General features: G+C 45.1%; 23 protein-coding genes. 8 read left to right on the top strand and 15 right to left on the bottom strand.

Annotation, left to right across the window (positions count from 1 at the left end; translation table 11 throughout):
• Window positions 1-4: 4 nt before the first annotated feature.
• The 7 genes from F0232_RS20355 to F0232_RS20325 form a co-directional block, all read right to left on the bottom strand.
• The gene (locus tag F0232_RS20355; RefSeq protein WP_105057631.1) at window positions 5-448 is read right to left on the bottom strand and encodes a hypothetical protein; all 444 of its coding nucleotides are present in this window, start codon (window positions 446-448) and stop codon (window positions 5-7) included.
• Between the two features lie 10 nt (window positions 449-458).
• On the bottom strand, window positions 459-896 hold the full coding sequence (locus tag F0232_RS20350; protein WP_019825480.1) for a YHS domain-containing (seleno)protein: 438 nt from the start codon (window positions 894-896) through the stop codon (window positions 459-461).
• Window positions 897-908: 12 nt separating this feature from the next.
• On the bottom strand, window positions 909-1658 hold the full coding sequence (locus tag F0232_RS20345; protein WP_105057630.1) for an NRDE family protein: 750 nt from the start codon (window positions 1656-1658) through the stop codon (window positions 909-911).
• 2 nt (window positions 1659-1660) lie between these two features.
• A complete protein-coding gene (locus tag F0232_RS20340; RefSeq protein WP_105057629.1) occupies window positions 1661-2203 on the bottom strand; it encodes a hypothetical protein in 543 nt (180 codons plus the stop codon).
• A 19-nt stretch (window positions 2204-2222) separates the two neighbouring features.
• A complete protein-coding gene (locus F0232_RS20335) occupies window positions 2223-3356 on the bottom strand; it encodes an ATP-grasp domain-containing protein (RefSeq protein ID WP_061033921.1) in 1134 nt (377 codons plus the stop codon).
• Window positions 3353-3940, bottom strand: a complete 588-nt coding sequence (locus tag F0232_RS20330; RefSeq protein WP_105057628.1) for a DedA family protein — start codon at window positions 3938-3940, stop codon at window positions 3353-3355. The genes F0232_RS20335 and F0232_RS20330 overlap by 4 nt, the downstream gene beginning before the upstream one ends.
• Window positions 3941-4226: 286 nt before the next feature.
• The gene (locus F0232_RS20325; protein ID WP_105057627.1) at window positions 4227-6203 is read right to left on the bottom strand and encodes a bifunctional 2',3'-cyclic-nucleotide 2'-phosphodiesterase/3'-nucleotidase; all 1977 of its coding nucleotides are present in this window, start codon (window positions 6201-6203) and stop codon (window positions 4227-4229) included.
• A gap of 412 nt (window positions 6204-6615) precedes the next feature.
• Between F0232_RS20325 and cysD the strand changes: the two genes are divergently transcribed.
• From cysD to cysC, 4 genes are all read left to right on the top strand, one after another.
• Window positions 6616-7560, top strand: a complete 945-nt coding sequence (gene cysD / locus F0232_RS20320) for a sulfate adenylyltransferase subunit CysD (RefSeq protein WP_258166798.1) — start codon at window positions 6616-6618, stop codon at window positions 7558-7560.
• An 18-nt stretch (window positions 7561-7578) separates the two neighbouring features.
• On the top strand, window positions 7579-9009 hold the full coding sequence (gene cysN / locus F0232_RS20315) for a sulfate adenylyltransferase subunit CysN (protein WP_061033918.1): 1431 nt from the start codon (window positions 7579-7581) through the stop codon (window positions 9007-9009).
• Window positions 9010-9074: 65 nt separating this feature from the next.
• Complete coding sequence (locus F0232_RS20310) at window positions 9075-10799, top strand: SLC13 family permease (protein WP_008220492.1); 1725 nt, start codon at window positions 9075-9077, stop codon at window positions 10797-10799.
• Window positions 10800-10823: 24 nt separating this feature from the next.
• Window positions 10824-11444 carry an adenylyl-sulfate kinase gene (cysC, locus tag F0232_RS20305; protein ID WP_008220490.1) on the top strand — a complete coding sequence of 207 codons (621 nt, stop codon included), beginning with the start codon at window positions 10824-10826 and terminating at the stop codon, window positions 11442-11444.
• Between the two features lie 146 nt (window positions 11445-11590).
• On the opposite strand, the gene F0232_RS20300 is transcribed toward cysC, so the two are convergent.
• The 7 genes from F0232_RS20300 to F0232_RS20270 all read right to left on the bottom strand — a co-directional run bounded on the left by F0232_RS20300 (window position 11591) and on the right by F0232_RS20270 (window position 17304).
• Entirely contained in the window at window positions 11591-12499 is a 909-nt protein-coding gene (locus tag F0232_RS20300; protein WP_032498533.1) for a TIGR03899 family protein, read from the bottom strand.
• A 426-nt stretch (window positions 12500-12925) separates the two neighbouring features.
• Window positions 12926-13441: a DUF3299 domain-containing protein gene (locus tag F0232_RS20295; protein WP_061033917.1), complete on the bottom strand. Its 516-nt coding sequence runs from the start codon at window positions 13439-13441 to the stop codon at window positions 12926-12928.
• A 14-nt stretch (window positions 13442-13455) separates the two neighbouring features.
• Window positions 13456-14715, bottom strand: coding sequence for an ABC transporter permease (locus F0232_RS20290; protein WP_008220483.1), 1260 nt, complete (start codon window positions 14713-14715; stop codon window positions 13456-13458).
• Window positions 14712-15428, bottom strand: coding sequence for an ABC transporter ATP-binding protein (locus F0232_RS20285; protein ID WP_061033916.1), 717 nt, complete (start codon window positions 15426-15428; stop codon window positions 14712-14714). Before F0232_RS20285 ends, F0232_RS20290 begins: the two co-directional genes overlap by 4 nt.
• 140 nt (window positions 15429-15568) lie before the next feature.
• Entirely contained in the window at window positions 15569-16330 is a 762-nt protein-coding gene (locus F0232_RS20280; protein ID WP_171750963.1) for a DUF2796 domain-containing protein, read from the bottom strand.
• Between the two features lie 41 nt (window positions 16331-16371).
• Window positions 16372-16662, bottom strand: a complete 291-nt coding sequence (locus F0232_RS20275; protein WP_105057625.1) for a DUF2607 family protein — start codon at window positions 16660-16662, stop codon at window positions 16372-16374.
• A 90-nt stretch (window positions 16663-16752) separates the two neighbouring features.
• Window positions 16753-17304: a YtfJ family protein gene (locus tag F0232_RS20270; RefSeq protein ID WP_061033934.1), complete on the bottom strand. Its 552-nt coding sequence runs from the start codon at window positions 17302-17304 to the stop codon at window positions 16753-16755.
• Window positions 17305-17556: 252 nt separating this feature from the next.
• Between F0232_RS20270 and F0232_RS20265 the strand changes: the two genes are divergently transcribed.
• Window positions 17557-17757: a DUF1107 family protein gene (locus F0232_RS20265; RefSeq protein WP_008220470.1), complete on the top strand. Its 201-nt coding sequence runs from the start codon at window positions 17557-17559 to the stop codon at window positions 17755-17757.
• A 110-nt stretch (window positions 17758-17867) separates the two neighbouring features.
• Here F0232_RS20265 and msrA read toward each other — a convergent pair whose 3' ends face one another.
• Window positions 17868-18497: a peptide-methionine (S)-S-oxide reductase MsrA gene (gene msrA, locus F0232_RS20260; protein ID WP_105057624.1), complete on the bottom strand. Its 630-nt coding sequence runs from the start codon at window positions 18495-18497 to the stop codon at window positions 17868-17870.
• A 193-nt stretch (window positions 18498-18690) separates the two neighbouring features.
• Here msrA and F0232_RS20255 point away from each other — a divergent pair, with 193 nt between their 5' ends.
• From F0232_RS20255 to F0232_RS20245, 3 genes are all read left to right on the top strand, one after another.
• The gene (locus F0232_RS20255) at window positions 18691-20403 is read left to right on the top strand and encodes an autotransporter assembly complex family protein (RefSeq protein ID WP_105057623.1); all 1713 of its coding nucleotides are present in this window, start codon (window positions 18691-18693) and stop codon (window positions 20401-20403) included.
• The gene (locus F0232_RS20250; protein ID WP_105057622.1) at window positions 20400-24158 is read left to right on the top strand and encodes a translocation/assembly module TamB domain-containing protein; all 3759 of its coding nucleotides are present in this window, start codon (window positions 20400-20402) and stop codon (window positions 24156-24158) included. The genes F0232_RS20255 and F0232_RS20250 overlap by 4 nt, the downstream gene beginning before the upstream one ends.
• Before the next feature lie 74 nt (window positions 24159-24232).
• Window positions 24233-24589 (top strand): gamma-glutamylcyclotransferase, encoded by a 357-nt coding sequence (locus tag F0232_RS20245; protein WP_105057866.1) that lies wholly within the window; start codon window positions 24233-24235, stop codon window positions 24587-24589.
• Window positions 24590-24659: the final 70 nt, after the last annotated feature.

Here is a 24659-nt window from a genome sequence, read left to right as displayed (position 1 = left end):
TACCTTATTGACTAAAGTTGTTTAGGAAACCGTCTTGATTCTTGAAATCTTTCACACTTAAAAATGCACCGCATAACCAGACTAGGCATGCCATACCAAACAATAATCCGCCGTCGTAACCGACAATGTCACCCGCGGCATTGAACTCTGGCATTTGAATACCGAGTGGCGTAAACAGGTGGAAGAAAATTGCGCCAGTCATGATCCCCATACTCATAATGGCGCCGAGGCCATGCCAACGAGTGAACAACAAAATGGCCGCAATCAATTCAGCGAATCCAATCAAGTAGCCGCCAAACGAGCCAAACCAGCTTAAGCCTGACCATGTCGCTAGCGTGCCAAAGATATGCTCTGTCTCGTATGAGCCGGTGAACTTAAAGAACAGTGACTGAATAAACACAAAAGCGATAAATGCTGCCGGGAGATGTTTAGCTGGAGTGAATGTCATGGTTATTCCCTTACTTAATCAGCTGCGGCCAAGCTTTATCGGCTTGTTGAATATGCTGTGCACGGTCTTTCTCCCAGGTCTCCTGAATCTCTTGGTCGTAGTTCAGGTAAAGTTTGTCATCCACTATGGTCCAATACTGTGGATCGCCTGGAGCAAAATCGTTTTTGGCAGATACAGCCCATGCGCAATAACCACCATATTGAGGGGCATATTTTTCAGGATTATTAACAAATAAAGTCAGATTCTTTTCAGAAGAGAAATACCAATCCGCGCCTTTGTATTCAGTGCTGAATTGTTTACTGCCTTCAACAGGCTTGCCTGAGGTGAAGTAAGCTACGGTATCGTAGCCATCGAGTGCTTTGCTGCTAAAGAAGCCGGTATAGATTTCATCGGCGGCAAATACGTAAGGGCTAACAAGTAGCATGACCATGGTGATTAGTTTTCTCATGATGGACTCCATCTATAGATTGATTGCGGGTGATAAATCGAAGGTAAAGCGCTGCTGATTTATCTGGCACGGCTTGATTGGTTCGCAAGGTGAGCCGGATGCATAAAACATCGAGGCTTGACCGCGCAAATTACGTAAATGGGTAAAGCTGACTGTGTGTGCGTCTTCACGATGCATACAGGTTGCTAAATGAGGCTGTTCACTGTAATGGTGAGAGTGAAACTTGAGTAAATTCTGTTGGTTCTTACCTGTTGCGATGAGTTGATCGTATTGGGCTTGTCGATAGGCTTGTGCTCGTTCTAAATCAACACCGGATGAGAACAGTGGTGAGTCGGTTTCCACTATTTTCTGTTGAATACCATCCCACATGTAGGCAATTACCACACCGTTGCGCTGCGTTAAATTCGGAGCAAAAGCCAGTAAGGTAAATGGGGCAAACGAGTTTAGGTTGAGCCTATGAAAAGCCTCGGAAAGCTGACTGAGATTACGACTCGAGGATAGGTTTTTCAGTAATAAACCACGGCTGACCAAAGGACCGACTGGAACAATGCCTTGATAGTTATTGAGTAAGCATAGCGAAAGCCCGAACTCGTTGATGCTTATCCAGCTACCACCGCCCGTTGGGTCAAGTGGCATGATGATATCGACACCGTTGACTCGATATTGCTTAGGTGGCATGGCTAATGCTCGGGTCTTTTGTTCATCACGATTAAAAAAGACCTGATAGCCATTTTCTTCAAGTAGCCAAGATACTGAACACATGATTATTGCTCCCTCAGATAGCTACTGGTGGTTGGGGCATAACCAAAGGTGTTACAGCTTTCAACATCAAGGAAGGTGGTGATCACTTTGATCATCGCGTAGTGATGATTGGCGTGCAGCGCTGCAAAAGTCACTTCTCTTTCTAGTGTTGAAGGTAGGCTAGCGAACATTTGAGTATCCATCGAAACCTCAGTTTGGATCGTGATAGGTGCTTCTAGATCATGATGGTCTAATCGCTCTAGCCAATTGATCACGTAGTGGATCTCTTTGATTGCCATCGACCTATCGTATTCGACTGGGTGACCACGACGACGAGTGTTGTAATCAATGGTCGCATCCTCTTTCAAAATCAAAGCGTGAAAAAGATCCAGCGTATGGCGAGTATGCTCACCAATAGAGCTAGTGACATGTGGCTTAGCACTCGTTAGATAATCGCTATCAGAAATCGCTGTCAGAAACTCTAGGCCTTGATTCAGTATCTCTACCGCTCCCTTGATACTCGGAGATACAGCGGCAAAGGCGCTCGGCTGGGCTATCGGGTTCATGCATGTTCCTCGTATAAAGTTAGTCGGTGGTCGGATATTGTTGAACAAGGCGTCGCTCTTCTTGCCACGCGTTAAATAGGCTCTTAAAAGATGGAGGCTGGTGGCCTCGCTGTTTCTGTTGAGCGCCGATGTCAAAAAGAATGCGGTATTGTCGAAGTAGAGTAGAAAATATCTCTCGCAGTGGGGTGTTGCGATCCCATATGTGTCCAGCCTCGCTGCTTGCACCATTGACTTCAAGGATAGTGAAATCCTCACCTCTCATTAGGCTGTGCATGTCCTTAAACTTGACGTCGAGTCGACCAAAGTGGAAGCCATCGAAGTCGTCAAATATTTCATCTAAACGTTCGGTTAGAGCCTGAGTGATGTATTGATTACCATCTCGGAAGATACAGCCACGGCTATGGCTACCTGCAAACGCAAGTTGGAACTCTTCGCCCTCTGCGAGTACTTGATCCAACTTATCTTCATGCCTTGGTAGATACAGGTGACTGAGCTGCCCAGCTCGCGGGTTATCTGCTATTAATTGCTTGAGTGTCGAAGTGCCATCGCCAGTCACCATTGGCGAATATTTGAGAGTGATCGAAATGATCTCGCCTTGTTTGCTATTCGGGTAACGAACATAAAAAACACCAGCCTCAGCTTGATAAGGCGCCTTTTCTTGCAGCAAAAAGCGAGCATGATTTGGGAAGGATTCAATATATTGCTCAAGTTGATCTTGGTTATTGATCAGCTTGACGCCCACACCTCGGCAACCAAGATCCGGTTTCGCCACAATAGGGAAATCAAGATCCGATTGGATGAGTGCACTGCGCGCATCTTCTGCTTGTTTCTTACTGCTGAGATCGGTTTTGGTGAGGGTGATAAACGGCGAGATCCAGTGCTGGCTTGACGATCCGGCAAGGCTCAGTATCTCGTGTTTTGACTCACCGACCATGCCACTGAGTTTGATGCTCGGATTAGCGATCAGCGGCAGCGCCCAATCAAAATGCCGTAACCCTTGCATCAGGCTTTGAATGACCACTGGCGTGTAGAAAAACCAAGTTGGAAGAAACTCATAAGGAGAGACACTACGCACAGTATCTTCTTCAAGCAGAGGCATACCTGCATTAATTTGATGTGCTGGAATGATGTGAATATCTTGCGGTGAACTCATGATAGTCCTCTAGAGTAGGTTTTATTCATTAATCGATTACCGACAAACAACAAAGAGATGGCACACGGGATGACGATCCATTGATATTCAGAGGCTTGCAGCCACGCTGATGTCCCTAAATAGTAGATGGCAGAGAAGACAATGCCAGTCCATAACGCGGTGGCGCCGATCACGGCAAACAAGAAAGTAGGGAGAGGGATGGCGAAAAAACCACTTAAGGTAAAACCAACCGTGCGTAGCCCAGGAATAAAGCGGATAACAAAAAGACTGCTGAATGCGTTTTGACGTAATTTGGTGCGAAGTGCACGAAAGTATCGATTGGTGAGTGCCTTATAACGAACGCTTCTAAAATAACGCCCTGATTTACCAAGGTAATAAAGACCAAGATCCCCGGTGGCAATGCCAATGAAAATTGCAAGTAACGCATATTGCGGTGGGATGAGTGCTTGAGTCGCTAAACCAGCCGCCGTAACAATCGCCAGATCTTCAAGCAGGTAAGAAAGCGCGATAATGCCAAGCATAAGCCATAGCAACGACTCCTCCCCTGAATTTAACCATGCTTGAATGCTCTCGACGGTGCCCATCAAATGTCCTTATCTATCCTATAGATGAATGGCTTATCGACCATTCATTGAGTGTAGTAAATTAAATAGACAGGAGGAGCTGAGAAAAACTTACAGCGAATTGCTGCTTTTTTACGTTGATTGGATTTAATAGGTGATTTGAGGTGTGCGATATTAGGCGAAGAATGAGCAGGAGTTTAAGCTTCGCAAGTTAAGGCTTTACACTGAGAATTTAGATAAGAAAAGAAAAAGGCTGAGTCGTTAAACTCAGCCTTTTAGAAGGTTAACTATTGATTACTAGAGTAATCTATTTAGTTAGATCAATTTGGTAAACGCCGAAACCAACATCGTCAGTGGCAACACGTTTCATTGGGTATTGACCCTTCTCTTTGATGAACTGTGCCGCTTTCTCACTTGGCGACGTTTCAAAGCGGATATCTAGCTTTTTATCCGTTTTGATTGGTGCGAATGACCAGTTGTTATCAGCTGTTGGGCTCACTTGGCCGTGCTCTTTGCTTACGCGAGAGATGTAGTTCGCCAGTACAGTACGGTTCTCATCTGGTGCATCAAATGCGATGAAGTCTTCACCCGTGCCTGGGAATTTAGCGCTGTAAGCTCGGTAGTTGTTGGTTGCGATCAGGAAGTCTTGCTTCATGTCGATTGGCTTACCTTGGTAAGTTAGGCCAACAATACGCTGAGAATCAGGGTTAACCACTTTACAGTTTGCATCGTATTTCGCAGGCTGAGTTACGTCGATTTGGTAATTCACACCGTCGATAACATCGAAGTTGTAAGTACGGAAGTTATCCCACTCAATCAGCTGTTGTGGTGCTGTTGAGTTCACATCGATTTGGTTGAATTGGCCAGCAGAACACTCAAGCCACTCTTTTACTTCGTGACCCGTTACTTTCATCGCAACTAGCGTGTTCGGGTAAAGGTACAAGTCAGCAGCGTTACGGAAAGTCAGTTGACCAGATTCCACTTCAGTGAAGTTTGCTGGGTCATTCTTACGACCGCCTGCTTTGAATGGTGCCGCTGCAGAAAGTACTGGTGTACCGTCTAGATCAGGGTCGCCTTGGATGAATTGCTCAACGTAATCTTTTTGTGCAAGGTTAACGATCTGTACGGTTGGATCGTCTTGTACTAGAGACAGGAAGCTGTACATCACGTCATCTGCTTTACCAATTGGTTGGTTTACAAAATCACGAGTACCTTGGTGGTCTTTTTCTAGTGCAGTTACGATGCCTTCATCCGCTGCAGCCAGTGATTTCTTCTCGATCTTGTCGTAGATAGGGCGAGCTTCAGATTGGCCTTTTACTACTTCCCACTTACCGTCTTTTTGCGCCAGTGTTAGGTCCATAACACCTACGTGGCTACCCCAACGACCTGGCATTACTGCCGCAACACCGTTCATGGTGCCGTTTTCGTTGTCAACGCCTTGGATGTTGTCGAAGCCTTTACCTGGGAATACGGCGTGAGAGTGACCGAATGCAATCGCATCAATACCTTCTACTTCAGATAGGTAAAGCGTCGAGTTCTCTTCGCCTGCTTTGTATGGGTCTTGAGATACGCCAGAGTGAGGGATCGCAACGATAACGTCTGCACCTTCAGCCTTCATTTGAGGTACTAGCTCGTTCGCTGTCTCAACGATGTCGCGAGCGATCACTTTACCTTCAAGGTTCTTTTTATCCCACGTCATGATTTGTGGTGGAACAAAGCCGATGTAACCCACTTTGATCTCGTGCTCTACGCCAGCTGTATCTGCGAACGAGTGTGTCTTGATGATGTAAGGCGTGAAGTAGTGCTCTTTTGTTTCAGCATCGTAAACGTTAGCACTGATGTATGGGAAATCAGCGTCGTTGATAGATTCTTCTAGGAACTCTAGGCCGTAGTTGAACTCGTGGTTACCGATGTTCGCTGCATCATAGCTTAACTGGTTCATTGCTTTGTAAGCAGGGTGGACTTCACCGGCAACGATGCCTTTGTCTGCCATGTAGTCACCCATTGGGCTACCTTGCAGTAGGTCACCGTTATCAACTAATACGCTGTTTGTTACTTCGTTTTGAGCTTCTTTTACTAGAGTTGCAGTACGTGCTAAGCCAATTTTTTGTGATGGCTTGTCTTTGTAGTAGTCGTAATCCATTAGGTTAGTATGGATGTCAGTTGTCTCTACGACACGTAGTTTAATCACTTCATCGGTATCTGGTGTTGTTGTGCAGCCTGCGAGTGTCAGACCAAGACCTGCAAGTACAGCCAATGATAAAGGTTTCATTGCAACTTTCATTTTGTAGCTCCAAAGTGGATAGAAGAAAATTCGTTGCGTAATGTAACAAAATGGAATGAAACAATGATTACAACGAATGTTAATTCGTGACTTAGATCGATTACTTTATGGTGTTCTGCAAGATGCCTCCCAAAGCTGCTCAATCCATGCACAAATGATATCGATAAGATTAGTCCATTCATTTCACCTGGTTATCTATTTATTACACGCCTTATCAGCTTTTCGAATAAAAAATGAAATTTTAGAATTTCCAGTAATATGAGCGGCTCGTCATAATGCCTATATCAAGGACGTATCAGGCAGATGAATAGCAAGGACAGCTCAATCGAAGCTTCTGTTTTCTTCTAGTGCCAATACTCCCATTCACTAAGTGGATGAGCTAAATCCCTTGCTTGGTGAGACCAAGTAATGAATTGCTCGTAACGCGAGCCTTAAAGGAAGCACTGAAATGGACCAAGAACGTTTAACCCACCTAAAACAGCTAGAAGCGGAAAGTATTCATATTATCCGTGAAGTGGCGGCTGAGTTTGATAACCCAGTAATGATGTACTCCATCGGTAAAGATTCTTCTGTGATGCTTCATTTAGCTCGCAAAGCGTTTTACCCAGGTAAGATTCCATTCCCGCTGTTACACGTTGATACGGATTGGAAATTCCGCGAGATGATTGAGTTCCGTGACCGCACAGCCAAAAAGTACGGTTTTGACCTTTTGGTACATAAGAACCCTGAAGGCCTAGCAATGGGGTGTAGCCCATTTGTGCACGGCTCTTCTAAGCATACCGACATCATGAAAACTCAGGGCCTTAAGCAGGCGTTAAACAAGTATGGGTTCGATGCTGCTTTTGGTGGTGCTCGTCGTGATGAAGAGAAATCTCGAGCGAAAGAGCGTGTTTACTCTTTCCGCGATAAGAACCACACGTGGGATCCAAAGAACCAGCGTCCAGAGCTTTGGCACACTTATAACGGTCAGGTTAACAAGGGCGAAAGCATCCGTGTATTCCCTCTATCAAACTGGACTGAGCTGGATATTTGGCAATACATCTATCTAGAGAGCATCGATATTGTTCCACTTTACCTTTCAGATAAACGCCCGGTGGTTGAGCGTGATGGCATGCTGATCATGGTTGATGATGACCGTATGGAGCTGCAAGAAGGTGAAGTGATTGAAGAGAAAAGCGTTCGTTTTCGTACTTTAGGCTGTTATCCACTAACCGGAGCAGTTGAATCTGAGGCGAATACGCTAACAGGCATTATTGAAGAGATGCTGGTGGCGACGTCCAGTGAGCGTCAAGGTCGAGCGATTGACCATGATCAGTCGGGCTCAATGGAGCTGAAAAAGCGCCAAGGTTATTTCTAAGAATCTAAGGAAAGAAAAATGAATAGTGCAGTAGAAGCCGAATTGGCTGAACTAGGGATTGAAGGTTATCTGAGTCAGCATCAGCATAAATCTATGCTTAGATTCTTAACTTGTGGCTCGGTAGACGACGGTAAAAGTACGTTAATCGGTCGCTTACTCCATGATACAAAGCAGATTTATGAAGATCAGCTAGCCGCGGTTCACTCGGATAGCCAACGAGTAGGTACCACAGGTGAGAAGCCTGATTTAGCACTGCTTGTTGATGGCTTGCAGGCTGAGCGTGAGCAAGGCATCACAATCGATGTTGCTTACCGCTACTTCTCGACGCAAAAACGTAAATTCATTATTGCTGATACCCCAGGGCATGAGCAGTACACGCGTAACATGGCTACAGGCGCTTCAACGTGTGATCTGGCGGTGATCTTGATTGATGCTCGTAAGGGCGTTCTGGATCAAACGCGTCGTCACTCGTTTATTTCTAACTTGCTTGGTTTGAAGCATTTCATCGTTGCAGTCAACAAGATGGATCTCGTGGATTATTCACAAGATCGTTTTGAAGAGATTCGCGATGAATACCTAGAGTTTGCTGAAAACCTAGAAGGCGAAACTAACATTCAGATCTTGCCGGTTTCGGCGCTTGAAGGCATCAACGTTGCTGCACCAAGTAAAGAGTTAGCATGGTTTGAAGGCCCATCTCTATTGGAAGTGTTAGAGAACGTTGATATTGACCAAAAACGTTCTGCGGGTGAGTTCCGTTTCCCTGTGCAGTATGTGAATCGCCCGAACTTAGATTTCCGAGGTTTTGCAGGCACAGTAGCCTCTGGCCGTGTCAGCGTTGGTGATGAAATCAAGGCGCTGCCATCAGGCAAAACTTCTAAGGTTGCACGTATCGTAACCTTTGATGGTGATTTGGAATCTGCCCAGGCGGGCTTGGCGGTAACGCTGACCCTTGAAGATGAAATTGATATCAGTCGTGGTGATTTGATTGTGTTGGAAAACGCTCAGATTGAATCAACTAACCACGTATTGGCAGACATCGTGTGGATGACAGAGCAACCACTGCAACCGGGCAAAGCTTACGATATCAAGATCGCTGGTAAGAAGACTGTTGGTCAGGTTGAAACGGTTCGTCACCAATACGACATCAACAACCTCTCGACTCACGAAGTCGATGAGTTGCCACTGAATGGTATTGGCTTGTGTGAGTGGTCATTGAACGAGACTGTCGCACTGGATAAATACCGTGAAAGTGCCGATACCGGTGGCTTCATCGTGATCGACCGTCTAACTAACGTGACGGTTGGTGCGGGTTTGATTCGAGACCGTTTGGACTCTGTTGAACAGCAAGTCGGTAACTTCTCTGCATTTGAACTTGAGTTTAATGCATTGGTTCGCAAGCACTTCCCGCATTGGGATGCCAAAGATTTAAGCCAACTACTGAAGTCATAAACGACTGAGTAACAGCTTATTGAATCAGGCGGAAACTGATTGTTTCCGCCATAAAGGACGGGTATATGTGGCAACAAGGATTTGTATTAGCGATTTTGCTCGGCATCATTACTTGCCTGCTCGTTACCCGTATTAAGCCAAGCTTTATCTTTGCTGGCGCGGCGTTTATAGCTTTTATGGGCGGGATGATCGACCTTTCGAGCTTAGCCAATAACTTCACTAACTCTTCGTTACTGACGTTAATTCTTTTGATCCTCGCATCGAGTGCGTTGGAGAAAACTCGCTTGATCAGCTGGGTTAGCCGTAATATCTCTGAAGGTAGGCTAGGCACAGTGGTGGCAAAGTTGGGTATCTCTACAGCGCTGCTTTCTTCCTTTACCAATAACACGGCTGTAGTGGTCTCTTTGATCGGTGCGATCAAACGTAATCAGCAGCACGCGCCTTCTAAGTTACTTATTCCTTTGTCATACGCCGCTATTTTGGGGGGAACACTGACATTGATCGGCACCTCAACCAACTTGATCATCAATAGCTTTGTTGAAGATGCAGGATTGCCGAGCCTAAACTTTTTTACACCAACTTTGATCGGTTTAGCGGTCTTGGCTGGTGGCGTGTTGATCCTTATTCCTCTGAGTTACTTCTTACCTAGCTACGATGATGGATCGCAAGATGATCTACCTTATTTCTTAGAAGCCAGAGTTGAGCCAGGCTCTCCGTTGGTTGGTCGTAGTGTTAGTGAAAACAACTTAAGAGCATTGCGAAAACTTTTCTTAGCGGAAGTGATTCGTGACGGTAAAACCACCGCCTCGATTGACCCTGATTTTGTATTGCAGGCTCGTGACCGATTGCTGTTTTGTGGTGATGTAGAGAGCGTGGCAACACTACAAGAAATCCAAGGTTTAACCCTATTTGGTCAGCACCACCTCAACGGACAGAGCTTTGTTGAAGTAGTGGTGAGCTCGTCGGCAAGCTTCTGTAATAAAACATTGAAAACCAGCCAGTTTAGAGACCGGTTTGATGCGGTGGTCGTGGCGATTCGTCGTGGCCATGAACGTCTTGAAGGTGGTTTGGGTAACATCACGCTGACGGCAGGTGATACCTTAATTCTGGTGCCTGGCAAACGTTTTGAAGAGCAGCGCCAGCAACACAACAAAGAGTTTGTGTTGATGAATGATTTGGATTCGAGTGCCAAGCTTGATGCAGATAAATCGGCACTCGTGCTACTCGGTTTCACCAGTGTGATTGGCTTAGCGCTGCTTGATATGGTGCCGATAATTAAAGGCTTAGCTGGGTTCTTATTGTTGCTGGTAGCATTTGGTATCGTGCAGCTGAGTGAGCTTCGCCGCCGCTTTCCTGTTGATATTGTTGTGATTGTTGGGTCTGCACTCTCTATTGCTCAACTGATGATTTCATCTGGCTTATCTGAACGTATGGGGCAGATGTTTATGGAGGCCTTTAATGGCTGGGGCGTATTTGGTGCCTTGGTCGCGACTTATCTGATGACTCTGATTCTGACTGAGTTAGTCACCAATAACGCCGCAGCGGCACTCTCTTTCCCAATCGGCTACAGCATGGCGGTAGGCTATGGCGTTGACCCAATGCCATTCATCATGGCGGTATTGTTTGGTGCGAGTGCCAGTTTCATTTCGCCATACGGCTACCAAACTAACTTACTTGTTTATAGCGTAGGTAATTATCACCTCACAGATTATCTGCGCATCGGTATCCCAATCTCGATTGTTTACTCGGGCTTGGTACTGACCCTAATTCCTTACTTTTTTCCATTTTAATGCTGTTTATTTAAAGGACTATTTATGACCGCAGTACTCAAACACAAAGATGAGAATGTTGTGTGGCATCAACACTCGATTGATAAAGGATTCCGCGCGGATCTGAAATCACAAAAGCCTGCTGTGCTTTGGTTTACTGGATTATCTGGTTCTGGTAAATCGACAGTAGCTGGAGCACTTGAGAATCGCTTAGCGCAACTTGGTTACCATACCTATTTACTGGACGGTGATAATGTTCGTCATGGTTTGTGTAGTGATCTTGGCTTTTCTGAGCAAGACCGTCGAGAGAATATTCGTCGTATCGGTGAGTTAGCTAAATTGATGGCTGATGCTGGTTTGATTGTACTGTCTGCGTTTATTTCTCCTCACCAAGCTGAAAGGCAGCTGGTACGCGACTTATTGCCTGAAGGGGAGTTTCTTGAAGTGTTTGTGAATACACCATTAGAGGTGTGCGAACAGCGTGACCCTAAAGGCTTATATAAGAAAGCACGTGCGGGAGAAATTCCTAATTTCACGGGGATTAGTTCGACTTACGAAGCGCCACAGAACCCTGAGATTGATCTACCTGCAGGAGAGAAGACGATCGATGAATTGGTAGAGTTGTGCATTGATGCGTTAGAGAAGCGTAACATTTTAGCCAATTGAGACCGCTGGTATGACTAAGGCTGCCCATCAGCATGTCTGCTTGTTCGCCAAAAGCAGTGCAGCCTTACTCTACCGAGACAAGAAACCTATCCTCTAGATTCTCTTTTTTCTTCTCAATATTTTTCAGTTTTTACACCGTCTATTATCTAGACGGTGTAGTTCACACTGCTTTTCACTTCTGTCTGCACCGTGAATTTTTGGCTCAATAGCGCAATCAGTTGGTCGTAATAAGGCATGTTGGGTTTATTGCCAAGCAAGGTACATAGTTCGTTGCCAGTAGGGCTGAATCGGTAGTACACCAACTTCACGCCTTTTGATAACGGCGCCAGTGACATGCTCTTACCTTGATACGTTAGATGTAATGCTGGGTCGAAGTCGATCTCTCCAGACTCTAGCTCCGTGCCTAGAATAATGCCAAGTTCAATCAAGTGGAGAAGACTAGAGTAGGGCAGGTTATGCCCCCCAAGGTTAATGGTGTTGGTGGTGTCTCTTTTACCAAAACTGAACAGCCCTGCGTGAGACTTAAAACCAAGCAACAGCTTTTTACTGTTGTCACTACCAAAGCTACAACCCAGTGAAGCAGCTCTTTGCAAGGTCAGTGCTTCCTTTGGTGTCATATCTTTTAGGATTTGTAGCGCCTTCATCGACGTAGAGCCTGGGTTGGTGACTTCTCGTTTCAGCACCTGAGCCCACAGCCTTTGCATTGATGTGTTGTGGATCTCTTGTGCCATATCGAAAAAGCGGTACAGCCAGTCCTGATCTGGATCTCCAGCCGCTTCATCTTTACATGAAGAGTGGGCCAGTTTCAGGATCTGCTCTAGGTTCTTCTGGCGCAGCTCCTTACGTTTCTTCTCTCGCAATAACGCTCGCTCAATCAGAGTGCTAGCGGCTTTATCGTTCGTTTTTTCGCTATGACTAATTAAGGAATCTAAACCGAAGCTTTGGGCAATGTGCAGCATTCGACTGGCACTGTCGGCAATATGAGGCTTTTTCTCATGCTTGTGCTGTGTGTCGCTAGCATGCTCAATGATCACTGGCTGTTTGGTTTCTGACATAAGAGTACCGTTAGGAGACGAATCAATACCAATCGTAGTCATTGCTCTCAAGGCTTTTCCCTACGCTATTGCTGATCACTGACTTACTGTGATTGGTATAACTGTCTAAAATGTAACTCTTTATCTGATTGGTGGCTAGATTTTGCGTGCAGAGTTGAAGACTTCAACAAAATTTTACTTTTGATAATGATAATAAAATGTTAAATTTGTTGTAATTATCAAGGAGGAGTTATGAATCAAGTCAATGATAACAAGCTGAAAAAGCAGCTTGGTATAGGTTTATTACTCGCGACTTATGTGGGTGTGCTAGCTTATTTATCTAATTACATTGCGTAATTTAGAGGAACAATATCGTTATTAAACTGTTATTGAATAACTTGGTTTATTCAGTGACGGCGGCTCATCGCTGAGCCACCCTCCAAACGACTACATGTCGTCGTATTCTTCAATTGCAGTACCTTCAATCAGATAGCCCGTTTGCGCTAGATCGTGACTGATAGATTCTGTTTTCAGCGTACCTACCAAATAGATCACATCCCATAGTTGCTGGATTGGCGCGCCCTTAGGGAACTTAACGTAAATAATTTGGTTCGGTGGCGGTGGTGGAACATGGATACATGCACCAAAGTACGGCACTAACAGAAACTCAGTGATCATATTCTCATCGCCTTCCAATGGGATCACAAAGCCTGGGATCTTAACCTTACTGCCATTTAGCTCGGGGCGAACAGCGCCAAGTGTCGACTGTTGAGGCTTTTCCATACTGTTATGGTCAACCATCGGCATGCCAAACGAATCTAGTTGAGCGCGCTCTGATTCTGGAATCAAATCAATCCATTCGAGTGTTAATACCGATTCCTCATTCTGAGGTGTTTCAGCGTGAGCTGTACTGATAAATGGGAACATCATTAGCCCAAGTATCAGTAGGAATTTGCGTTGCATCGTAGGTTCCTATTTTAGATTCGAATCGTCATGCCATCAGACAATGACTGGCGGTAAGCCCTGAAAGCGGGAATGAAGCCGATAATTATTCCGGCAATTTGCACCAGCATAAGCAATTTCCACTCGTGTGGTGTGATTGCGGATATCGATATGTTGATACCATAACTTTGTTGCACAATAGGAGCAACTACTGCGATCAGAGCAAACAACACTGCAACGCCTAATGTGATGCCTAAGAAGGTCAGAGCACTGGCTTCACTAATCAGCAAACCAAATACATGGCGAGGCCTTGCGCCCATTGCACGCAGGATAGCCATCTCGCGACGTCTTTCTTGCAAGCTCGTTAGTAGGCTACTCAGCATTCCTAGTAAACCGGCAACCACTACAAACCCTGAAACAATCAGCAATGCTTGCTCTGCTACGGCCATCATGCCCCATAATTCATGCAGAGCAATGCCCGGCATAATTGCGCTTAACGGTTCTTGACGGTAGTTATTGATTTCTCTTTGCAGTGCGAAGGTTTGAATCTTTGAGTTCAAACCAAGCATCATCGCGGTGATTTGCTGAGGCTGGAAATCGTAGGTTTTCAAGGTTTCGGCATCTGGGGTATGCCCTAGGTTGGCACCCGACTCCCAACCAACGTGAATTGCTTCGATCGCTTCTAACGATACATGCACGGTTTTGTCTACTGGCGTTCCTGTTGGTGCGAGTATTCCGACAATCTTGAAGGGTAGGTTATCGTGTCGGCTGAACGCCACATCACTGATACCGTGTGCAAGAATGATTTGATCGCCAATCTTGTAATCTAACTTTTTCGCGACATCGGCACCAATCACCACATCAAATAGTTCATTAAACTCTTTACCTTGCTGGAAAGTAAGGGGTTGCTTACTTCCATAGCGGTAGTTTTCAAAGTAGCTATGGTTAGTACCCATCACACGGAAGCCTTTATGAGAATCACCCAATGAAATAGGGATCGCCCACTTTACGGCTTTGTGTTGGCTAAATTCTTGATAGCTTTTCCAGTCGATATTGTTGGTCGCATTGCCAATTCGAAATACAGAATAAAGCAGAAGGTTTACCTGGCCAGAACGGCCACCGACGATCAAGTCAGTACCTGAAATAGTATTGGCAAAGCTGCTCTTGGCCTCGGTTCTCACGCGCTCTACGCCGAGCAATAGAATGACAGACACTGCCACGGTAAGAATGGTCAGAATAGCTGTGGCTTTACGATTGAGTACGCTTTTTAAGGCTAAGTGAGTAATTACTTTCATACGACAACCTTAGCTTGGTTAACGGTTTTTAAATCTATGGTTCGAGTGAACAATTTTTCGAGTGTTGGATCGTGACTCACAAAGATAAGAGTAGAACCAGCTTGGTTAGCTTGTTCTAGCAACAGTTCGATAAAGGCTTCTCGGTTGTCATGATCCAATGCGGATGTTGGTTCATCTGCAATGATGATTTTAGGTTGGCCAATTAGGGCACGGGCTGCGGCGACACGTTGTTGTTGGCCAATACTCAGCTCAGTAACAGGTTTATCCATTAGGGCTTGAGGCAGCTTTAGTCGTAGTAATAAATCTTGAGCAGTGGCTTGTAGGCTGTTCTTACTTTCTGTGACTTGTTGTTTGCGAATAGTTGAGAACTGGCAAGGAAGCGTCACGTTATCGATTACTGATAGGTAAGGAAGCAGATTAAATTGCTGGAAGATATAACCTATATGGTCGGCTCTGAATTTGTCTCTTTGACGAGGTGTAAGCTGAGTCAGATCTTGACCTAAAATAGAGACTTCACCTTGCTCGGCTTGGTTGATTCCAGTCAGCAGCCCTAGCAATGTAGACTTGCCACAACCACTTGGCCCTTTTATGAAAAGGTGCTCTTGAGCTTGGATGTGCAGAGAAGGGATCTCTAGTGTTGGTGGTAATTCAGGCTTCCAACGAAAGCTAATATTTTCGAGTTTGACCACAAGTGATGAAGTGTCAGAAGACATGCGAGCTCCAATAATTAAAGCGGTGTATCTACTGGACAGCAATTAGAAGCATAAATTCCCTAGAGCACACCGATTTGAACAGCCAAGTAAGTAGGTACTTACTTGGCTGCTTATTTACGTTTAATCCGATCTAGGAGTGGTTAGAATCGAAAACTAATGCGCTCTGCGTTAAGAACTTCTTGTACTTGAGCGGTATCTGTTAGTAGGTTCACCGTCATTTTTTCAGTGTTGCTGAACTTAGAGAACCACTGAGTGTTAACTGTGTCTAGCTTAGCTACATCTGAACATTGGTAGTGGTACTCAACCGTGAACTCACCGTGGCCACCTTCAGAGTGGTCATGACCTTCATGATCGTGGTGGTCGTGACCTTCGTGGTCGTCATGATCATGTTCAGCGTGGTCATGGTCTTTGTGGTCGTCATGATCGTGCTCAGCGTGGTCATGGTCTTTATGGTCATCATGATCGTGCTCAGCGTGGTCATGGTCTTTGTGGTCGTCATGATCGTGCTCAGCGTGGTCATGGTCTTTATGGTCATCATGATCGTGCTCAGCGTGGTCATGTCCTTCATGCTCATCATGATCGCTTTCTAAGGTGTTCGACACTGATTTAAATTTCAGAGTACAGTTCGCGTTGTTAAAGCTAAATAGCTCGTCTGGCTTGTTTAGTTGCGCGATAGCTTGTTCAAACACTTTCTTTTGCTCTGCTGTTTCTGGAGCATGTTCAAAGCCAACTACGTCTGCACCCGGGGCTGTCACTTCAACAAGCAGTTCTTGTCCGTCTTGAGCAATGTTTACTTCAACCTGACCATGCACGTGTGCACCGTGAGAGCGGAACTCTTCGTTAGCTAGAACATTAGTAGAGACAGTCATGCCGATAACAACGGCTAAAATAGAAGGTTTCATGTTTTTTTCCTGAATAAAGGTTAATTAAAAAGTAGTGGTAATTAAATAATTTTGACAGGAGGAGAGCGCGCTAGATAAGCGAAATACAGGCGCTGCAGTGAGGTTACTGACTCCGTGATAACAACAGTAAACTCTGAATGAAACTCTGGAACTTGTGGCAACGAGTGCGAGGTAATGAACTGATTTATGGAAAACAGCTCACAGTGGTGTGAGGTGTGGTGCTCTGGGTCAATATCCACCATATGTGTTGCTGCTAACACGCTTAGCATGAGCATAAGCCCAAGCAAGAAGCCTGTTTTTCGTTTCACATTGTTGGGTGTGTCTTGCCACATCAGGATGATTAACCACAGAATTAAAAAAGGATACTGTTATAATATAACAATATCCTTTGATAAGGTCTCGAAAAAGACGCGAATATCTGATTAAAGGCTCGCTTTAATCAATTCAATAACTTGCGTTACCTCTGATTCGTTAAGTGCGCCTTCTTTCACAAACAAGATTTTACCTTGTTTGTCTTGCACGATAATTGCTGAGCTCTCTTCTTTTAGAGCCCAAGACGAAGCAACGGTGCCATTTTCATCAAGAACCATAGACGACCATGGAAATTCTTCTTTGCTGCTTTCAGCTGATGATTTTACAAAAGAGCCCGTTCCCCAGATTGCATCATCTTGGTTGATAATGGTGGTGGTTTGGTAGCTATCTTCTGAAAATTTGGATGCTGTAATTGCTGCCATCAGTGGTGCATTAAGCTCTTTAGAGCTGCTGCGGCCTGCGATAGCTTGAACGACACGGACTTTACCCAGAAGATCCTTGGTTGCCCAAGCTTGATATCCTGTAGCTCCGTCTTTTAGTACGATTTCACCATAGTTGCTAACATCAACGGCAGGAAGAGTTGAACCTACAGATAAGTTGTGAGCATTGGCGAAGAGTGGAGAGGCTGCGGCTAATAAAGCCAGTAGAGTTTTGTTTTTCATTATATTTTTGTTCCGCTTGTTGGTTTGCATTGGAAGTATAATATGAAATTTGAAAAATGCCTCTTTAACTTTTTTATCGTACGATGTAGAAATAAGTTGCAGGCTTGTTACCAAAGGGTATAATGCAACGATATCAAGATGAACAACAGATTATCTTGCTGTTTGCTAAAGGAATTAGCGATTAAATGTGCTTAGAATACGGTCGTGTTCAGGTGCGTGACAGTAGTACTCAAATGGAATTGAGGTTGTAATATGTTAAGAAAATTTTCTACTTACCGCCCACATCAGGTGGCGCGTTTCGTTAAAGTCCTATTCAAAGGCCAGTTTGCCATCGAAGGTGTCGGAGAGTTCCGTTTCGACCATGGTAAAGTGCTGCTCCCTGAAGTTTCAGATAAACAAAAGCTCACTATTTTTAAAGAAGTTAACGGCACGATTGCTGCTATGCCGATGTAATTAAGCTTTATTGATTGGTCTTGCTTCAAATAGATTAACAGCGAAAAGGGCTTCCGAATGGAAGCCCTTTTTTATGGATATCGTTTAAGGTAGTACAGCCTGACTGCCCTTTATTGTGGTGGGAAGCAAACGCCTGTTCCGCCCAATCCACAGTAGCCGTTAGGGTTTTTGGCTAGATATTGCTGGTGGTAGGTCTCAGCAAAAAAATATTTCCCTGCAGGCAGAACTTCCGTTGTGATTTCGTTGCCTAAAGAATCGGTAATGGCTCTTTGGTAATCTTGGCGAGATTGTTCAGCAATGGCTTGTTGCTCTTCACTGAAGGTGTAGATAGCCGAGCGGTATTGTGTACCTAAATCATTACCTTGGCGCATCCCCTGAGTTGGGTCATGACGCTCCCAGAAGGTCTCAAGTAGTTGTGCTAAAGACGTTTTCTCGCTATCAAAAATGACACGAACGACTTCAGTGTGGCCAGTTTGTCCGGTACACACTTGTTCATAGGTTGGGTTGCTAGTGTAACCACCAGCGTAGCCAACGGACGTAGAGATAACGCCGTCCAATTGCCAGAACAGGCGCTCAGCGCCCCAGAAGCATCCCATACCTAATAACACTTGTTGTTGGGAACCAGAAGGAGCGGCGAGTAAGTCCGTTTGGTTAACGAAATGGCGCTCAGTAATTTGAATTGGAGCTGCATTTCCCGGTAATGCGGTTGCTGCGGAAACCAGTTGTTGTTTGTTTAGCATGTTATATTCCTTTTCGCATACGTTTACCGTGTCGGCTTTTGTAACTGTAGGCGTATTTAGCTCTTGGTTCGTATTAAATAAGTCTTTAAATTAGACCGTGTTATTACAGGATTTCTTACAGACTCAATGCCTTTTTAGCGGTATTATTTCTTTTTGATTATTAACGTATTGATAACTTCTTCACCAATTAAGCATGATAAGAAAAACTTTACCAGTTCTGTTTGGCACTCTATTGTCATCGACGCTCGCTTTTGCTGACGTTTCCCTTGAGATTAAAGGGCTTGATGGAGCGCTAGAAGATAATGTTGATGCTTATCTAAGTGCTGTGCCTGAAGAAGAATATGCGATTTCATTAAGGTTCCAGTCTCGCGTGGAATCTATGATTAAAGAAGCACTCAATGCGTTAGGTTACTACCAACCGACTATCACTTTTTCTCACTCCCAAGATGAAACTGAACTGACTGTAACTGTTGATCGGGGAGAGCCCGTTCTTATTTACGAATCAGACATCGTGCTGAGCGGGGAAGCCAAAGATGATCCAGATTTTTTAGCCTTGATTGCTAAGAGTAAGCTATCCAAAGGTTCGATCCTCAATCATGGTAACTACGACTCTTTGAAATCATCGATGCGCAACCTTGGATTAGCCAAAGGTTACTTCGATGGCTCGTATGAGCTCAGTAAGCTAGAAGTGGCTCCTGAGTTGAATCGAGCTTACATTCGCCTTCACTACAACAGTGGTATTCGTTATCACTTTGGCACTACCACGGTAACGGGCAGCCAAATAGAAGATGATAGGGTTCAATCGCTCAAGCCGTTTAAAGATGGTGAACCTTACTCGATTACTAAGGTTGGCGAGTACAACCAAAACCTGTCCAATACCGATTGGTTCTCTTCGGTTTTTGTTGAACCAGATTTAAGTCAACTGGGTGAAGGTCGAGAAATTCCAATGAAGGTTAGCCTTGCTCCTCAAGCGCGTAACCAAATTGAAACGGGTATCGGTGTATCCACCGACCTTGGCGTAAAAGGCACTCTGAAGTGGAAAAAACCTTGGGTTAATGAACAAGGCCATAGCTTCAATAGCAGCCTGTCGATTTCTAAACCTGAACAGACGATTACTGCTACCTATAAAATCCCTCTGGATGACGTGCTGAACGACTACTATCAAGTTAAGTACGGTATGAAAAACTTGGATAACCGTGATACCAAAAGTTTGGAATCGAACCTAGCGCTAGAAAGGTATTGGCGCCTTGATAATGGCTGGCAGCGCACCGTGTTCATTCGATACTTGGTTGAAAACTATGAGCAAGGTTTACAAGACGATTTGGCGCAATTCGTTTTGCCGGGTATTTCGTTTTCACGAACTCGAACTCGTGGTGGCTCGATGCCAATGTGGGGGGATAAACAAACCATCATGGTTGAGGCGGGTGATGATACCTTATTGTCGGAAACCAAGGTGGTACGTTTTCAAGGACAAACGGCTTGGATTCGTAGCATTGGTAATAACCATCGTGGTCTAACCCGCCTTCAATTTGGTGGTAACTTTGCCGATGAATTTGAGAAACTGTCTCCCTCGCTCAGATTCTTTGCTGGTGGTGATAACAGTATTCGAGGTTATGGCTATGAGTCGATCTCTCCTCGAGATGAAAGTGGTGCACTAACCGGTGCAAAGTTCATTGCAACCAGTTCATTTGAGTATCAATACCGTTTGGTTGGAAATTGGTGGGGAGCGGCTTTCTACGATATTGGTGATGCATTCAATGATACGCCAGAATGGAAGCACGGTACCGGCGTCGGTGTTCGTTGGGCATCGCCGGTTGGCCCTGTCAGTTTAGATTTTGCTTGGGGCCTAGATGCGAAGAAAGGTGACGAGTTCCAACTGCACTTTAGTTTAGGGCCAGAATTATGATCAAAGTGATGGGCAAATGCATAAAATGGACGTCGATTTCCTTGACGTCTATTTTGCTGTTGTTGATAGCCCTGCTCGGTTTTGTACTGTTTACAAACCCTGGCTTAAACACTGTGTTGTGGGGCGCTGAAAAAGCTCTGCCACAACTTAAAGTGGAGAGCACAAAAGGTGCTCTGTTCCCGAACTTCACACTTAATAATGTTCAATTCAAAGATGATAGCCTCCATATCGATACCACAGTGGCAAAGCTGGTATTGGCTATTAATCCTCGCTGTTTACTCGACCCTAAGTTGTGTGTCGACCGCTTAGCGATTCAAGGTTTGGACTTCGCATTTACGGAATTACCTCCAGCTTCTGAAGAAGAGACAGAGCCGACTCCGCCAGTGACATCGCTGAAAACACCGCTACCAATCGTGATCAATCGTATTGCTTTGTCTGATATCAAACTGAATATCTTGGGTCATGAGATTGAATGGGGTTTGTTTTCAACTGCTTTGAGTATGCAGGGTGAAAAGCTTACGGTATCGCCAACCCTGTTCAATGACCTTAAAGTAAAAATTGCTGAATCGACGGAAGAACCACAGGCAGAACCTGTCGAACCAGAGCCTGCGGTGAAAACAGCAATTGAGCTGCCTGAGGTCTGGATTCCGTTACAGATTGTGTTAGAGCGCTTTGATTTAAATCACTTCACCTTAGTGCAAGAAACCCCAATTGTTGTCAATCATCTTGGACTCGAAGCTCAAGCGGGCGGGCATAAAGTGGATGTTTCAACACTTGAGCTCGATATGCCGCAGGCGAGCGCGAACCTTTCTACTAAGGTTGAGCTTAAAGATGGTTATCCTTTAGAGCTTTCATTGGATGCTAAGGTGAAGGACACCGACCTTGCTGGTCAGAAGTTATCACTGAAAGCACAGGGGAGTGTGGCTAAGCTGCAGCTCGACTCGCAGTTTTCTGACTTGATAGAAGCCAAGCTCTCTGGAGAACTTCAACCTTTAGAGCCGACGCTGCCATTTGATTTACTGTTAGAAGATGGACAAGCACAATGGCCCCTAACTGGTAAAAGTGATTACCAAGCCGAAATTGAGCGCTTTAAGGCTGATGGCTCATTAGATGGCTTTAATGTTCAGCTCAAGGGCGAAGCCGATGGTAATGAAATCCCAGCTCTAGTCATCGACCTACAAGGTAAAGGTACCACTGAGCAAATAGAGCTTGAGCGACTGAAACTGAACACCTTGGGCGGTGAGCTCAATGGTGCGGTCAAAGCTAACTGGGCAAAGCTCGTTAATTGGCAAGCGGATGTGACCCTTAAAGATATTCAACCTGGTCTGCAGTGGCCAGAAGCTGAGGGCAATATTAGCGGTAGTTTAGTCACATCGGGTGAATTGACTGAGGCTGGGGGCTGGGCCATTGAGCTACCTAAGCTTGATATTGAAGGTATCTTGCGTGATTACCCGTTAGATATCGAAGGTCAGTTGTCGGCATCTGATCGCAGCGCCAGCGGTGAGCCTAAACTGAAAACCAGTGGTTTGAGTTTGGCGCACGGTGTGAACTCGATTAAGGCTCAGGGGCAGCTTGATAAACAGTGGGATATGGGTGTTGATATTTATTTCCCTGAGCTGGTGAAAAGTGTTCCTGATTTGAAAGGACAAGTGATTGGTAACATCCAACTTAGCGGTCCAACTCAAGAGCCTAAGGTCGACCTGACACTGAATGTAAATAAGGTGGACTGGAATAACGAGGCAACGCTTGAGTCATTATCACTTAATGGTTCTGTGGTCCCACTTCCGTTACCCGAAGCGCAAGCTGACCTTGCTTTAAAGGCTAAAAATTTAACTTATCAAGAACAAAACGTCGAAAGCATTGATTTGACCGTGAGTGGCGGTGAGAAAAAGCACACTGTGACTCTAGATGTGATATCTGACATTGTCTCTACAAGCCTAGCAATTTCTGGCGAGTTGATTCAGAAGCCTTCTCTCATTTGGGATGGCTCTTTAGACCGAGTAAAAGTCACCACTCAACAAGGCCCTTGGGTGCTTGATAAACCTGTATCTATTAAGGCGGATGTCGACAATCAGTTTGCTGATGTTCAAGCGCACTGTTGGAAGCAAGCTGGTTCGAGTGTGTGTCTGGACGAAGACATCCGTGCTGGGAAGTCGGGTGAGGCTAAGATTGCAATCAATCAGTTCGACTTCGATCAGATTAAAGCCTTTGTTCCAAAAGAGACTGAGCTACAAGGCTTAGTAAATGTTAAAGCTCATGCTAAGTGGTCGGAACAAGGCCAGCCAGAGGTAACAGTAAACCTTGATATGCCAAAAGGTCAGGCTGTACAGCAAGTCGGTGAGCCAATCACAATCGGTTGGGAGAGCATTGCCCTAAATGCTCAATTGAAAGACAACAAGCTAGATGCAGACTTCAAACTGGATGTTTCCGATAACGGTGACCTGTCTGGTACCGTGTCGCTGCCTGATGTTCTTGCACAAGATAAAATGGTCGATGCTGCGATTAAGTTGACGACCTTCCATTTGGATTTCTTACAGCCAATTTTAGGTGAATACAGCTTGTTGAAAGCCGACCTTGCGAGTGACCTGCAGGTGAAAGGTTCTTTGATGCACCCTCAAGTTTTTGGTCAATTCTCTGTGGATGGAATTCAAGTCAAAGGTGATGTAACTCCTATTGATGTGAAGGATGGCCGCATTGCTCTCGACTTTAATGGTTATAGCGCCAAGCTTGACGCTAACGTGGAAACACCAGATGGTCAGTTGGATATCGAAGGCTCTGGTGAGTGGCAAGATCTCCAAGCATGGCATTCGAATGTTAGGGTGTTTGCTGATGAGTTGATGGTGGTTGTTCCACCTATGGTCAAGGTTAAGGTCGTCCCTGATATGACCATAGACGTTACGCCTGAGCTTGCAAAAATTACTGGTGACATTGCATTACCGTGGGGCCGCATTGTCGTTGAAGACCTGCCACCGTCTGCAGTTGGTGTTTCTTCTGATCAGGTTATTTTGAATAAAGACCTGCAACCTGAAGGTGAATCGACCATTCCATTTAATGTGATGACCAATATTAATATTTCAATCGGTGATGACTTTAAATTGTCCGCTTTCGGCCTTGAAGGTGAATTGGTCGGTAAACTGAATGTGGCTCAAAAAGACCAAGGCCCGTTTGTGACGGGCGAGGTCAACATCGTTAACGGTACCTACCAATCGTTTGGACAAGACCTGCTTATCGAAGAGGGAAAAATCTTAATGAATGGGCCTCCGGATCAGCCATACGTTGCGATCAATGCGATTCGTAACCCTGACAATACTCAAGATGATGTGACAGCTGGTATTCGAGTGACAGGGCCTGCGATAGAGCCAGCCATTGAGATTTATTCTGATCCTGCGATGCCGCAAGCAAATGCTCTTTCATACATCTTGCGCGGTCAAGATATTGATGGCGAGTCGAATGGCTCAATGACAACGACCTTAATTGGCTTAAGCTTAGCGAAGAGCGGTAAGGTCGTTGGTGAGATTGGTGAGGCCTTTGGTGTACAAGATTTGCAACTGGATACCGCAGGCTCTGGCGACGACTCACAAGTCACGGTAAGTGGTTACATCCTGCCTGGTTTACAGGTTAAGTATGGCGTTGGTATCTTCAATTCGCTTGGTGAGTTTACCGTTCGTTATCGATTGATGCAGGATCTCTACGTTGAAGCCGTTTCGGGTCTCGACAGCGCGGTCGACCTTCTCTATCAATTTGAATTCGAGTAGAACAGTTTGAGCTCGATCGGCAATGTTTTAGCTATTCATTTAACGCGCTTGCGTGAATGGCTTGTGGGGGGGTTATGAAGCATCTTGTTTTTGTTTATGGAACCTTGAGACAGGGTCAATCGAATCATCATTATTTGAAGGGCTGTGATTTACTTGGGCGATTTGATACTCCTGAGGAATACGCTCTTTTTGACCTAGATGCCTATCCCGCGATGATTTTTGGAAAGAAAAGTGTTGCTGGGGAAGTCTATATGATTAACGATGAAGTCTTGGCGTCGCTCGATCGGCTAGAAGATGTGCCTGTCGAGTATCGTCGCGACCAAATAGAGACTATATTTGGGTTAGCATGGGTATATTTGTATCAGCTTGATCTAACAGCTAATAAAGAAATACTTTCGGGTGACTGGTGTCAGCGGAACAATGATTCCTAACTAGTTAATCACCTTACGAGACAACAAAAAGCCAGCACTGAAGTGCTGGCTTTTTTAATGGCGTTAGTTT

This window comes from Vibrio sp. T3Y01, assembly GCF_013114525.1.
GTDB lineage: Bacteria > Pseudomonadota > Gammaproteobacteria > Enterobacterales > Vibrionaceae > Vibrio > Vibrio chagasii_B.
Note: the sequence above shows the minus strand (reverse complement) of the source record. Positions and strands in the feature narration are given on the sequence as shown.

Bases quoted from the DNA above. Each gene is read 5' to 3' on its own strand.
- F0232_RS20285 (WP_061033916.1), bottom strand. From the start codon at position 15,428: ATGTCTTCTGACACTTCATCACTTGTGGTCAAACTCGAAAATATTAGC.
- F0232_RS20255 (WP_105057623.1), top strand. From the start codon at position 18,691: ATGATAAGAAAAACTTTACCAGTTCTGTTTGGCACTCTATTGTCATCG.
- F0232_RS20265 (WP_008220470.1), top strand. From the start codon at position 17,557: ATGTTAAGAAAATTTTCTACTTACCGCCCACATCAGGTGGCGCGTTTC.
- cysN (WP_061033918.1), top strand. From the start codon at position 7,579: ATGAATAGTGCAGTAGAAGCCGAATTGGCTGAACTAGGGATTGAAGGT.
- F0232_RS20270 (WP_061033934.1), bottom strand. From the start codon at position 17,304: ATGAAAAACAAAACTCTACTGGCTTTATTAGCCGCAGCCTCTCCACTC.
- F0232_RS20345 (WP_105057630.1), bottom strand. From the start codon at position 1,658: ATGTGTTCAGTATCTTGGCTACTTGAAGAAAATGGCTATCAGGTCTTT.
- F0232_RS20355 (WP_105057631.1), bottom strand. From the start codon at position 448: ATGACATTCACTCCAGCTAAACATCTCCCGGCAGCATTTATCGCTTTT.
- cysC (WP_008220490.1), top strand. From the start codon at position 10,824: ATGACCGCAGTACTCAAACACAAAGATGAGAATGTTGTGTGGCATCAA.
- F0232_RS20280 (WP_171750963.1), bottom strand. From the start codon at position 16,330: ATGAAACCTTCTATTTTAGCCGTTGTTATCGGCATGACTGTCTCTACT.
- msrA (WP_105057624.1), bottom strand. From the start codon at position 18,497: ATGCTAAACAAACAACAACTGGTTTCCGCAGCAACCGCATTACCGGGA.
- F0232_RS20290 (WP_008220483.1), bottom strand. From the start codon at position 14,715: ATGAAAGTAATTACTCACTTAGCCTTAAAAAGCGTACTCAATCGTAAA.
- F0232_RS20300 (WP_032498533.1), bottom strand. From the start codon at position 12,499: ATGTCAGAAACCAAACAGCCAGTGATCATTGAGCATGCTAGCGACACA.
- F0232_RS20340 (WP_105057629.1), bottom strand. From the start codon at position 2,203: ATGAACCCGATAGCCCAGCCGAGCGCCTTTGCCGCTGTATCTCCGAGT.
- F0232_RS20245 (WP_105057866.1), top strand. From the start codon at position 24,233: ATGAAGCATCTTGTTTTTGTTTATGGAACCTTGAGACAGGGTCAATCG.
- F0232_RS20310 (WP_008220492.1), top strand. From the start codon at position 9,075: ATGTGGCAACAAGGATTTGTATTAGCGATTTTGCTCGGCATCATTACT.
- F0232_RS20330 (WP_105057628.1), bottom strand. From the start codon at position 3,940: ATGGGCACCGTCGAGAGCATTCAAGCATGGTTAAATTCAGGGGAGGAG.
- F0232_RS20275 (WP_105057625.1), bottom strand. From the start codon at position 16,662: ATGTGGCAAGACACACCCAACAATGTGAAACGAAAAACAGGCTTCTTG.
- F0232_RS20335 (WP_061033921.1), bottom strand. From the start codon at position 3,356: ATGAGTTCACCGCAAGATATTCACATCATTCCAGCACATCAAATTAAT.
- F0232_RS20350 (WP_019825480.1), bottom strand. From the start codon at position 896: ATGAGAAAACTAATCACCATGGTCATGCTACTTGTTAGCCCTTACGTA.
- F0232_RS20250 (WP_105057622.1), top strand. From the start codon at position 20,400: ATGATCAAAGTGATGGGCAAATGCATAAAATGGACGTCGATTTCCTTG.
- F0232_RS20295 (WP_061033917.1), bottom strand. From the start codon at position 13,441: ATGCAACGCAAATTCCTACTGATACTTGGGCTAATGATGTTCCCATTT.
- F0232_RS20325 (WP_105057627.1), bottom strand. From the start codon at position 6,203: ATGAAAGTTGCAATGAAACCTTTATCATTGGCTGTACTTGCAGGTCTT.